Genomic DNA, 12,355 nt, shown 5'->3' with positions numbered 1-12,355 from the left:
AAACAGCACAGGAAAAATCACGGGCTGACCGGCTTGCGATCTGTTACGCGCTTTCCTGCTCCAATTCCGCCAGCCGCTCTGCCAGTGCCGTCCACTGCTCCGGACCTTCGCTGCCGGCCAAAGATTGCTTCATGCCCTCCAGCACCTCTTCCGTCTGCTCCTGGATATACCCGGCATGGTGCTGTCTTTCCTGACGGATGCATTCCGTATAATAATCGGCGAGAGGGCCGCCGACACGGGCCGCTTCTTCCGCAACGAGCTCTCTGAGCAGCGGCTCAAGCTTCTCCTGCAGCAGGCGCCGGCCGGCGCCTTCGAAGAAATGCTTCGGATTTTTGAAAAAGCTCCAGTAGCTTTTCCACTCGACCTTTCCCTGGAAGGAGGCCTCCTCCAGCTCAGGCACCTTCCACTCCTGCGATGCTGCCGGCTTGCTGTCCAGACCGTCCAGCAGCGCGTTGATCTCCTCACAGCAGCGGGAGCTTTCCTTCAGCACGATCGCTTGGCCCGCCTTCTCCAGCCTCAGCGTGGTGGCAAGCAGCTCCTGGCTCAGCTCGATTTCGAGCAGGCGCAGCAGCTCTCTGCCGCAGGCCGCAAACACGGAGCGCAGGTCTCCCTCGCCTTCCCGCAGCGCGGATGGATGGAAGGCTTCCGCCATAAACTCTCCCGTGCGGTAGGTTATGCGCTGCCGGACATGATAGAGCAGCTCTTCCACTTCCGCCGCCATGCCCGGAGCCAGAGCAGCAGAGGCCAGTGCTCCGGTGATGACGGTGGAACGGGTGAGGGCAGCTTCTACCTGACGCAGGCGAAGCTCACGCTGCTCTTGTCCTGCCATCGCTTCTTTGGCCCACTGCTCCATCCGGGCACGCACCCTTTGAATATCGCTGCCCGCTGCCCGGATGGACAAACCTGCCAGCTCTTCGCCTGCGAAAGCATGGAAAGACTGTTCAAACTCGACAAACCTGGAGGCATCATAAAGCGCGGCCTCGTCCTTCTCCCGGCCATCAAGCGCAAGCAGACTGGACACAGGGAAGATGCGCGGCTTGCGAATGCCGTTCGACTGCAGCTCCGCGGATACATGCCCGACAACCGCCTGCAGCTCCTCCTCCGAGGAGGCCAGATCCGCCGCATTCACAATAAAGAAGGTCTGATCCAGCACAAGCGCGTCCTTCACCCGTCCAAGCTGGGCCAGAAACTGGCGGTCGCCCTGGGTGAAGGCATGGTTGTAGTAGGTGACAAATACGAGCGCATCCGCATGCTTCATATAATTGAAGGTAACCCCGGTATGACGGGCATTGACCGAATCCGCCCCCGGCGTATCCACCAGCACAATGCCCTGGCGGGTGAGGGCACAATCGTAATACAGGTCAATCCGGTCTACAAAGCAGGACTTCGACTCGGCGGCCACAAAACCCTTGTATTCCTCCATGCCAACGGTCAGCACCTGACCGAGCTGCGCTTCCGCGTCCATCCAGCCGGCCGCCGCAGCCTTGATAAAGCTGTAGTGCGGCCGTCCGGCCGGATGGATTCCCTCAGGCCTTAGCTGCTCCGCCGTGCGCAGCCACTGCTCACCATCCGGCATGTCGACGCCGAGCAGTCTGAACGAATACTCCAGATCCTCCCGCAGCGCGGCGGCAGACTTCATGTGGACTGCTGCCGTCCGGTGGCGCCGCTCTCCTTCCGGCGCCATGATGCGGTTGATCGCCGCCGTCGTCGGATGCGGCGAGACAGGCAGCACCGCTTCGCCAAGCAGGGCGTTGGCGAAGGAGGACTTGCCCGCGCTGAAGGCGCCGAACAGCGCCAGCGTGAACCGACCGTGCAGCAGGCTGTGCGCACGGTCCCGCAGCCCCCTCACCGCCGCCTGCATGGCGGGGTAAGGGGCTGCCAGCGCGGCGGCGGCTTCGAGCCGGGCCGCCGCATCCGCGAGCCGCCGCTGCCGTCCGGCGGCGGCCGGCTGCGCAGCAGCGTCCCGGCGGCGCGCGGCCGGGACAGGCACGGCCGCCGGCGCGGGCCGTGCAGCAGGCGCAGCCCCGGCGGCGGCAGGCGCCGTGGCGCGCGGCAGCGGCGCGGGCAGGCCGCCCGCAGGCGGCAGCAAGGCCCGCAGCGCAGCAGCGTGGTCTGCGGCCGCCGTGCGCACCGCGTCCGCCCGCAGCGCAGCCTGCGCGCGGGCCGCGGCAGCGGCGATGCGCTCCGCCAGCGCGGTGCGCCGTTCGGCTGCGCGCGCGCCGAGCTGCTCCAGCAGCCGCTCGGTCAACCCACGCACGGCGCTGCGGTACAGCGACGCCACGCCGGCGCGTAAATCCCTGCAATAGTTCAGCGTATATTCAGGCGATAAGGCCGCTTCCTGCACCGTATCCGCCACCAGCTTCTCCGTGATCCCGGGATGCAGCCGGCCCAACTCCTCCTCATACGAGCTATCCCATAATTGATGCAACTCGCCGAAGGTTCGGAGCTGGCTTCTGACATGGGGCAGCAGCTGCCCGTCCGTCTGCTCCTGCAGCATGGTCGTCAGCCTTTCCAGACGGCGCTGCCGCTCCTTCTCCGTGCGGCCGCCGGCGAAGAAGAGCCCGGCCTTAAAGCCGCTTCTGCGGCTTTCCAAATATTCGGCAGCGGCATCCCGCAGGACGGCTGGTGTCAGGTTCGCCTGCTCGATCAGATGTTCCAGCTCACGGCGCAGCCGGTCCTGCTCCACTTCCGGGAGCTTCCCCAGGACCTCAGCCTCTTGCTTCAGTCTCGCATATTCCGCCTGTTGCCTTTCCGCCTCTGCGGCTCCCCCGGCGTCCTCCAGCAGCCGGTCAAGCTCCTCTTCCAGTTCCGCCTCACGGGACTGAATATGCCTTTCCGCCAAATGATGCAGCGAGGAACACACGCTATGGCTGACCAGCGTCTCCTTCATGCCAATCAGGGAGCGGATCAGTTGATCCAGCGAAGCCCGCTGGTTCAGCGGATGATGCCTGTCCGTCAGCGATGTAAACAAAATATCCGCATAGCGGACTTCCCAGGCCTTGAAGCTCTCCTCTACCGCTTTGCGGTAATCGGCAAAGGACAGCTCGCGCTCCCTGTGCTTGTCAATCTGGTTGACGATCAGATAAAGCGGCTTGCCCCAGTCGGACAAGCTCTTGGCAAAGGTTAAGTTGTTCTCCGACTGGACATGGTTGTAATCCATCACATAAAAGACGACATCCGCCAGATGCAGCGCCGAATCCGTAGCGAGCGCATGGCCCCTGTCCGTCGAATCCACCCCCGGAGTATCCAGCAGCACGCCTCCGTCCTTCAGGACTGGCACGTCGTCCCATACCTCCACAGCGGAATACTCTCCCCCATTTACGCAGTATTCCGCCAGATCGGCGAGGCTGACCTTAAGAGGCGATTCGTTCGTCCCGTTGCGGTATATGAGCGCCCCCGGCTCCCCCGACCGGATGGAAACGACATTTGCACTGGTTGGCACAGGGCTGGACGGCAGCACCTTTTTACCGCACAGGCTGTTGATAAGACTCGATTTCCCGGCTGAAAAATGACCGCAAAACGCAATGGTCAGCTCACCGGTAGCCGCTTTCTGCAGCAGATCTGCAGCCGAGGCTGCTCCGGCGGAATCCTCGGCATTCTGTAAAAATAGCCGTATCCGTTCCATGGACCCGGACTTGCTCTCCATCTTTTCGGTAACCGTTTTCACCATCTGTCCGGTTCCACTCCTTCAATTTGATTGCTTCTCTCTGGAACCATTGTAGCACTGAACACACTCGCTGAGAACCGCAGCCAATCTTCCACACAGACCTGGAAGCACAAAAAAGCCGCCCCGGCCCGAAGACCGGCGGACAGCTTATGCTTGAAACGGAGCGCTTCAGTTCACAGCCTCTTCCAGGACAGGCAGCAAAATTTCAAATACCTGTCCGTGCTGCAAAATGGTGATGCCGCGCTGTTTGTCCTTCATGACAACAACCTCCGGCTTTTGCGACATGCGTTCCAGATAGTGTTCGGGAACGTCGCCGGAATGGCTCACCGTGATCCCTTCCATTTCACGCTCCTCATTTTCGGAGAGCTCACTGCTGAGCACCTCTTCAAAAATATCGGAGAACGCTCCAAAATTATCCGTATAGACCGAAATGCACTTCATTTTAGTTTCATCCTTTTCTACTCTTATAATTGTAGTCTTTTCTTGGCAACCTGACGCTTGGCAGACGTTTCCTGTTCCTTATCCTTCCTGATTCGGGACGTTTTCATACGCTTTTTGCCTTCACGGCAAACATCAAGCAACGGGCACACCTGGCACTGGGGATTCTGGGCCTTGCAATGATACCGTCCGAAAAAAATCAGCCTGTGATGGGTGATCGTCCATTCTTCGCGGGGTACCCGCTTCATCAGCTTTTTTTCCACTTCCAGCACACTGTCGTCCCAGCCTGCCAGGCCAAGGCGCTTGGAGACCCGTTCGACGTGAGTGTCCACCGCGATGGCGGGGACACCAAAAGCGTTGGATACAACGACGTTGGCCGTTTTCCGCCCTACTCCAGGAAGCTGCACAAGCTTGTCATGCGAATCCGGCACCTCGCCCCCGTACTGTTCAAGCAGAATCCGGCACAGGCTTTGAATGTGCTTGGCTTTGTTCCGGTACAGGCCGATCCTCCGTATATCCTGCTCTAGTTCTTCCAGCGGTACAGCCAAATAATCCTCCGGCGTCTTGTATTTTTGGAATAAGTCGGCTGTTACCTTATTGACCGTTTCATCCGTGCACTGGGCTGACAGCAGTACGGCAATCGTCAGTTCAAAAGCGTTGCTATGGTTCAGCTCACAATGGGCGTCAGGAAACATATTGCCGATCGTGTCGAGAATATGGCGCGCGGTTGCTGCATTCACGGAATCCTACCTCCTACACAAAAAAACGTCCTGATACAGGGGCCTGCCCCGTATCAAGACGATCACTCTAAATAATCATCCGGAAAAAGAAACGACTATTGTTTGGGTATTCTAGCCGCCAAGGGGCTTAAATACTTTCTTAGTTTATCATTATCTGCGCCAGAATGCACCCCTTAAGTACATAAAAGAACAACGAAGCTCAAATATTTCGCTTGATCGGGTGCTCAAGATCCACATGGCCCATCAGCGATTCTACCGCTTCCCCGTCAACGAGAAGATCGAGTGTGTTCACCTCGGGGAACTGAAACATCGTCTTGGTCAGTGCCTCCAGCGCCAGCGCTTCTCCTCCGGCGCCAAGCCGTGCGGCGTCAGGCAGGCTGATATTCAAGGTCAACGCCCCGTTTTCAAACCTGATCTGCTGAATCTCTATGGACTCCGACCACAGCGGCGCCTGATTGTCGCTGCCACTGCGCTGTAATGCCTGAAATGCCAACTTATACTTTTGCAGCTCGCTCGGATAGCTGATCTCCTGCGTGGACTCCAACAGCTCTGCCTGGTTGGCATCCGTATAATACACTTTAATGCTCATGCTGCCTGTTTCAGCTTTATCTGGCTCCGTCTCTTCGGTCGCAGGCTTATCCGGCACCCCGGCAGGCCGTTCAGCCTCCTGATTTTGCGGAGGAGTTCCCGCAGGCTCTCCCTCGGAAGCCGCTGCGTCTTGCCCGGCGGGAGCCTCCTGCACAGGCTGTTCCTCCGCTGGCGGAGCGGCGGCCGGTGCAGCCTGTTTGCCTGCACAGCCTGCCGTAACGGCGATGATTAGCGCGAGCTGACAAGCGGTCCAAGCTATCTTTTTCATCCCTCAGCCTCCTGTTCACGAGAAAAGGTGTCAATTCACCCCGAGATACTCTTCAATTCCATCTGCAATCCCCTGGGCCACCCGATTCTGGAAGTCCTCCGAGAATAAAGCCGCAGCATCATTGCTGTTGCTCAAATACCCTACCTCCAGCAGAACCGCCGGCATGCTCGTTTCACGGATGACATGGAAATTGCCATAACGGACGCCGCGGTTGGTGAGCTGGGTCGCTGCAACCAAATGCTTGTGAACCGTATTGGCCAGATTTTTGCTGCTGCTGCGCTGATAATACGTTTCCGTGCCGCTTGCCGCCGAAGAGCCGGCCGAATTGGCATGAATGGAAACAAACACATCGGCATTCACGTTCTCGGCAACCTTGACCCGCTCCTTCAACTCCAGGAAGGTATCATCACTGCGGGTCATGACAACGTCCAGATCAGGATTTTGCTTCAAAATTTGCTCTACCTTCAGGGCCATTGCCAGGTTGAAGGTCTTTTCATTGTTCCCGCCGCCGGCAGAAGCACCCGGATCTTTGGCACCATGCCCTGCGTCGATGACAACGACTTTTTTGCCGTCGCCCCCCACCGGTGGTGTCACTTCGCTGCTGTTCTCCGTCAGATCAACGATGACGAGATCAACGCCCTCATTGTATGCCTTGTAGCCCATCACTTTATTCAAATCAATGACGACACGCACGGTAGAAGGGCTGTCACTGAATAGCGCATAACGTATTTTGGAGACATTATCGCTGTCCGTCACCGCCAGTTCCCCGTTGTGATCCGCGTTGAGAGGCAGGCTGTCTCCAAACGTATCCGAGAATGCCGCATTGGGCAGGTCAATGACGAGCCGGTCCGGTCCTGCCATCGTGAACGTGTTCGGCTTTACAGTACCAGTGGTTGTGATAAGCATCCGGTTATCACTGAAGCTGATTCCATTCACCAGTGCAAGACCTTTCGATGGTGCGTTGCCATCCGTGCTGTCGTTTCCCGAAGCAGGAGGAGTGCTTCCTTCGTTCCCTGGGCCGCTGTTCCGGGTAACCAATGTTACGGTTTTGGTGGAACCGTCCCAGTCGACGTCCACGCCCATCTGTTCTCCAATGAACCGAAGCGGAACCAGAGCGCTTCCGGAACGTATAACAGGAGCAACGTTTAATGTCACCCGCTTTCCGTTGACGGTTGCAGATTTGCTGCCAATTACGAGTTGAATCTCCGTGCCGCCACTGAATACCTGAACGGTCTTGTTCTCCTGCTTCCAGTCTACCTTGTAACCCAAATTTTCCGAAATGACCCGAAACGGCACCATCGTCGTCCCGTTAATGATCCCCGGCTGTGCTGAGCCGGAAACATTAATCTGCTTTCCATCCAGAACGATGTGCGCACCGGCCGACGCTGCGTGTCCATAATTCGGGGCCGCCCACATGAAGACAAATAAAAACAATAAAAAGCCTAACTTCTTCATTCTTCACCCTTCCATTCCAAAATTTTTGCCATGCTTCAGCGCAGCCTTCGTTGTGCATGCTTACGCAATGCCGGACAACCTTATTAGACGTTTGGCATCGTCAAAAGTTGCGTATAAATGCCAAGATAACTAAATTAATGTACTTTTCAGCCCTTGTTGCCGTCGGGAAATCCGATTCATTTTCTTGGTTTAGGCCTGGAGACTTGGTGATTTGGAATCATTTACCTCACAACAAAAAAAACGATTATATCCAAACGTGTTACCGCTTGACATAACCGTTCTTATGTTCACTTCATTTCCTCATTTTCTATAAGTCCAAATATTCGCGCAAAGCATTTACAATCCCCTCTGCGATCCGGTTCTGGGTCTCTTCCGAGTACAGGGCGGCCTCGTCGCCGGCGTTGCTCAAATAACCTGCCTCCAGCAGCACGGCCGGCATCTTCGTCTCACGGGTTACATGCAAATTCTGCACCTTGATACCGTTATCCTTGAGGCCTGTCGCCTCGGCCAAATATTTTTGCATTACAAGGGCAAGCTCCTTGCTGTCATTCCTCGTATAGTAGGTCTCAGAGCCGTTCGCCAGCATACCGGTCGCCGTCTTTGGCATGCTGTTGGCATGAATGGACACAAACACATTCGCATTCAGGCCATTCGCGAGTGAGGACCGCTCCTCCAGCTCTGGATAATTATCTCCGTCCCGTGTCAATACAAGCTCGATATCCGGGTCGCCCTGCAGCCTCTCCTGCACCTTTAAAGCCACTGCCAGGTTGAATTCCTTTTCCGTCCGTCCTGTAATGCTGGACGCTCCAGGGTCTTTGCCGCCATGTCCCGCATCAAGCACCACCAGCCATCGTCCATCCTGGCCAGATGGTATTGCCGGATTGGATGGCTTGGCCGGTGTGTTCACGGTTTCATCCGCGGGTTCACCCGGGGAGTCGTTCAGGACAATGACATATTCCCCGTTCTCCTGAGCCACGGTGTATCCCTTCGCACTATTCAGTACAAGTACAATCCGGGCTGCCGATTCACCATCATCAAACTGTGCGAAGCGGATAAACTGCACATCATCGTTGGCGTCCACCTCAATCACTCTGGTTCCGTCGCTGTCCTCAAGGTACTGCTCTTTCAGTTTTTCAGCAAATTTCGCATTCTGAAAGTCGATAACTATCCGGTCAGGACCTGTCAATGCAGACAGCTTCGGCTCGCTTGCCTCGTCCGCAGATACAGTGAGACGGCCGTCTTCGAAGCTGATTCCGTATATCTCAGACACATTGTCCACCGCACCTGAATCCGTATTCGTGTCATTGTCCGTGTCCGGGTCTGTTCCAGGCTCGTCCGCCTTACTGTCGCTGTCACTGTCCTTGTCCGCATCAGCAGCAAGCTTCTGCAGATACACCGCTTTGCCGGCATTATCCCACTTGACACTTAAACCGAGCTGCTCCCCCACAAACCGCAGCGGTACCAGGGTTGAGCTTCCCCGCAGCAGAGGTGGAGAATCCAGTTGTACTTCCTCTTTCCCCACATACGCCATCGTCCGGCCAACATACATGGAAATGTCGGTGTTGCTCTTATGTACCGTCACCTTGTACTCCTTGGGTTCCCACTCAAACTTGTAGCCCAATTCCTCACCGATGACGCGCAGCGGAACCATCACTTTTCCGTTCACCATTTCCCCCGTCGCGTCCCCGGACATGTTCAGCCGCTCGCCGTCCAAAAACAGGCCCACACCTGCCGCCTCAGCCTTGTGAAAAGAAGGGATCAAACATAGCCAAAATGCCAAAAAAAGCAGCCATCCGTATTTTTTCATCCTGATTCTCCTTATTAATATGCTCTTGAAGCCCTTCGCTGCAGTTAGAGCTACCCTCATAACCTCTTAGACGCCAAATGCTGCCAAATGTTGCGCATAAATATGTACCTTTATCATTTTTTTTGACAAAAAAACCGCAAGCGCAGATTTTACTGCACTTGCGGCACCACAGGTATTTACCAAAAACAATTATACGAATGCTTTATTGGCGATCTGCTGTTCATAAAGAGCTATTTTATCTTCATGCTGAAGCGTCAGCCCGATGTCGTCCAGACCCTGCAGCAGGAACTGTCTGCGATGCTCATCCAGCTCAAACTCGATATGCAGGCCATGTTCGTCCGTGATCGTTTTATTTTCCAGGTCCACGTTCAAACGGTAGCCGTCATGAGCCGCAGTCCGCTGGAAAAGCTCCTCGACCTGCTCCTCCGACAATTTGATCGGAAGAATTCCGTTTTTGAAGCAGTTATTATAGAAAATATCGGCATACGACGGAGCAATGACACATCTGAACCCGTAATCCATAATAGCCCAAGGCGCGTGCTCACGGGAGGAGCCGCAGCCGAAATTGGCACGGGAAATGAGGATAGATGCTCCCTGATAGCGCTCCTTGTTCGGCTCGAAATCAGGGTTTACGTTGCCCTGCTCATCAAAGCGCCATTCATAGAACAGAAACTGTCCGAATCCGGTACGTTCAATCCGCTTCAGAAACTGTTTTGGAATAATAGCGTCTGTATCCACATTGACCCGGTCAACCGGGGCTACAATACCGTTTAAAGTTTTAAATGCTTCCATAATCTCTCTCCTCCCGTGTCCTAGCTGACAACTTCCTGCTTGAATTCCCAGCCGCGCACATCATAGAAACGTCCGTGGACCGCTGCGGCGACAGCCATGGCAGGCGAAACGAGATGCGTGCGTCCGCCGCGTCCCTGACGGCCTTCAAAGTTGCGGTTGGAAGTCGAAGCGCAGCGCTGTCCCGGCTGCAATACGTCCGGGTTCATCGCCAGACACATGCTGCAGCCCGCGTCGCGCCATTCGAAGCCGGCTTCCTTGAAGATAACATCCAGGCCTTCCTGCTCCGCCTGCTGCTTGACACGCCCGGAGCCCGGAACGACAATCGCCGTTACTTTATCAGAAACCTTGTAGCCCTTCGCCACCTCGGCCGCGGCGCGCAGATCCTCAATCCGGCCGTTCGTGCAGGAACCGATAAACACATAGTCAATTGCAATATCCGTCATCGGCGTTCCCGGAGTCAGGTCCATATATTCAAGCGCCTTCTCGGCGGCTTTGCGTTCGTTTTCCGTAGCCATCGCGGCAGGATCGGGAACCTTGGCTGTGATGTCCGTACCCATGCCAGGGCTCGTTCCCCAGGTTACCTGCGGGATGAGGGTTTCCATATCAAATTCCGCAACCGTGTCGAATTGTGCCCCTTCATCGGTCACGAGCTTCTTCCATTCTGCCACGGCCTGGTTAAATGCAGCTCCCTGCGGTACATGCTCGCGTCCGCGCAGGTATTCGAAGGTCGTCTCATCCGGAGCGATCATGCCTGCACGGGCACCGCCTTCAATGGACATGTTGCAGATCGTCATGCGCTCTTCCATGCTCAACTCGCGAATGGCCTCGCCGGTGTACTCGATAACATAACCTGTGGCAAAGTCAGTGCCGTATTTGGCGATTACACCAAGAATCATGTCTTTTGCCGTCACGCCAGGCTTGCGCTTGCCAACGAAGCGGACCTCCATCGTTTTGGCCTTGGCCTGCTGCAGACACTGAGTCGCAAGCACGTGCTCAACCTCGCTCGTTCCGATCCCGAAAGCGAGTGCGCCGAAGGCGCCATGTGTGGAGGTATGGCTGTCGCCGCAGACGATCGTTTTACCCGGATGTGTCAGGCCGAGCTCCGGTCCCATGACGTGCACCACACCCTGGTCGAGCGTGTTCAGATCGTACAGGGTTACACCGAAATCGTGGCAGTTCTGGGTCAATGTGTCGATTTGCTGCTTGGAGATCGGGTCCGCAATGTTAAAGCGGTCCTTCGTCGGCACATTGTGGTCCATCGTCGCAAACGTACGCTCAGGACGGCGCACCTTGCGGCCGCTCAGGCGCAGCCCTTCAAAAGCCTGCGGCGAGGTCACCTCGTGCACAAGATGCAGATCGATGTATAAAATGCTCGGCTTGCCCTCTTCCTGATGAATGACGTGATTATCCCAAATTTTCTCAAACATTGTCTTTTTGCTCATTCTATTCACCCCTGTTTGGTTCGTACATTGTGAGCAGGCAGAAGCGCCTCTCTTGTTGACATGAATATATCATTCTTGTCTTCATTCCTCCAAGATATAATATCTATAGGAGTGATAGGCTGAAACTATAACCTCTGTAGTCGAACTAATTGAATTTAGATATAATATTGAAAGCAAGTATATCAAGGTCTAAAAAGGATGATTGCTCCATGGAATTCAGACAGCTTCAATACGCGCTTCAGATCGCCTCCGAACGGAATTTCTCCAGGGCGGCCGAAAAGCTCCATATCGCGCAGCCTTCGCTGAGCCAGCAGCTTTCCAAGCTGGAGAAGGAGCTGGGTGTGCTTTTGTTTCAGCGCAATACGAGCGCGGTTGAGCTCACCCATGCCGGCGAGGTGTTTGTGGAAAAAGCCCAGAAAATTGTCGACGCCGTGGAGGTGCTGCGGCAGGAAATGGATGACATCTCCCAGCTGCGCAAAGGCAAGGTTGTCGTCGGCAGCATGCCGATCACCGGCTCCCACCTGCTGCCGCACGTGCTGCCTGCCTTCAAGCATTTGCACCCCGATATCGAAATTGCGCTGCTTGAGGACTCCTCTATGAATCTGGAGAAGAAAACAGCAAACGGGCAGACCGACTTGAGCCTGCTCTCCCTCCCGCTTGTCGAGCCGTCCCTGTCCTATGTCCCGATCGGGGAAGAGATCATTGACCTCGCCGTACCGCCAGGGCACCGGCTGGCCAAGCGTGCCGATGAGAAGCAGCTGCAGTCAGTCAGGCTGGAGGAGCTTGCGGATGAGCCGTTCGTCGTGCTTAAGAAAGGACAGGGCTTCCGGAAGCTGACGATGGATTTATGCCATCAGGCCGGCTTTGAACCGCGGGTTGTGTTTGAAAGCAACAATATGGAAACGGTGCAGTCCCTTGTCGCCACAGGCATGGGCATCACCCTCGTGCCACGCTTCATCGCCCGCGCCGCCAGCAGCGAATTCGTGCCGGTCTACCTGAAGCTCGCCAATCCGGCTCCAAGCCGTACTCTGGTGATCGCCTACCGGAGCGGGCGTTATCTCTCAAAAGCGGCTGAAGCGTTTATCGATACTTTCAAGGAAACGGTGAGCCAATTGTCGGGTGGGCTGTCATCGCCCCATTCCGGCGCTTGACCCGGGC

At 56.0% G+C, this 12,355-nt stretch carries 9 protein-coding genes; 1 reads left to right on the top strand and 8 read right to left on the bottom strand.

The genetic code is table 11. The features are described from left to right. Nucleotides 1-43 precede the first annotated feature (43 nt). The 8 genes from ACE41H_RS01175 to leuC form a co-directional block, all read right to left on the bottom strand. Nucleotides 44-3,670: a dynamin family protein gene (locus ACE41H_RS01175; protein WP_375352718.1), complete on the bottom strand. Its 3,627-nt coding sequence runs from the start codon at nucleotides 3,668-3,670 to the stop codon at nucleotides 44-46. 165 nt (nucleotides 3,671-3,835) lie between these two features. Next, nucleotides 3,836-4,108 carry an NAD/NADP transhydrogenase alpha subunit gene (locus ACE41H_RS01170; protein ID WP_375352716.1) on the bottom strand — a complete coding sequence of 91 codons (273 nt, stop codon included), beginning with the start codon at nucleotides 4,106-4,108 and terminating at the stop codon, nucleotides 3,836-3,838. A 23-nt stretch (nucleotides 4,109-4,131) separates the two neighbouring features. Next, nucleotides 4,132-4,845, bottom strand: coding sequence for an endonuclease III (gene nth / locus ACE41H_RS01165; protein ID WP_375352714.1), 714 nt, complete (start codon nucleotides 4,843-4,845; stop codon nucleotides 4,132-4,134). Nucleotides 4,846-5,044: 199 nt separating this feature from the next. Continuing rightward, the gene (locus ACE41H_RS01160; protein ID WP_375352712.1) at nucleotides 5,045-5,701 is read right to left on the bottom strand and encodes a GerMN domain-containing protein; all 657 of its coding nucleotides are present in this window, start codon (nucleotides 5,699-5,701) and stop codon (nucleotides 5,045-5,047) included. A gap of 30 nt (nucleotides 5,702-5,731) precedes the next feature. Next, on the bottom strand, nucleotides 5,732-7,156 hold the full coding sequence (locus tag ACE41H_RS01155; protein ID WP_375352710.1) for an N-acetylmuramoyl-L-alanine amidase family protein: 1,425 nt from the start codon (nucleotides 7,154-7,156) through the stop codon (nucleotides 5,732-5,734). A 307-nt stretch (nucleotides 7,157-7,463) separates the two neighbouring features. After that, a complete protein-coding gene (locus ACE41H_RS01150; protein ID WP_375352708.1) occupies nucleotides 7,464-8,963 on the bottom strand; it encodes an N-acetylmuramoyl-L-alanine amidase family protein in 1,500 nt (499 codons plus the stop codon). Nucleotides 8,964-9,152: 189 nt separating this feature from the next. Continuing rightward, nucleotides 9,153-9,755 carry a 3-isopropylmalate dehydratase small subunit gene (gene leuD / locus ACE41H_RS01145; protein WP_375352706.1) on the bottom strand — a complete coding sequence of 201 codons (603 nt, stop codon included), beginning with the start codon at nucleotides 9,753-9,755 and terminating at the stop codon, nucleotides 9,153-9,155. Nucleotides 9,756-9,775: 20 nt separating this feature from the next. Next, nucleotides 9,776-11,197 carry a 3-isopropylmalate dehydratase large subunit gene (gene leuC / locus ACE41H_RS01140; RefSeq protein WP_375352704.1) on the bottom strand — a complete coding sequence of 474 codons (1,422 nt, stop codon included), beginning with the start codon at nucleotides 11,195-11,197 and terminating at the stop codon, nucleotides 9,776-9,778. Nucleotides 11,198-11,406: 209 nt separating this feature from the next. On the opposite strand from leuC, the gene ACE41H_RS01135 reads away from it, so the two are divergent. Further along, nucleotides 11,407-12,348 carry a LysR family transcriptional regulator gene (locus ACE41H_RS01135; protein ID WP_375352702.1) on the top strand — a complete coding sequence of 314 codons (942 nt, stop codon included), beginning with the start codon at nucleotides 11,407-11,409 and terminating at the stop codon, nucleotides 12,346-12,348. Nucleotides 12,349-12,355 lie beyond the last annotated feature (7 nt).

This window comes from Paenibacillus enshidis (assembly GCF_042136365.1).
Taxonomy (GTDB): domain Bacteria; phylum Bacillota; class Bacilli; order Paenibacillales; family Paenibacillaceae; genus Paenibacillus; species Paenibacillus enshidis.
The sequence above is the reverse complement of the archived record's forward strand: the minus strand, read 5'-3'. Positions and strand labels throughout refer to the sequence as shown.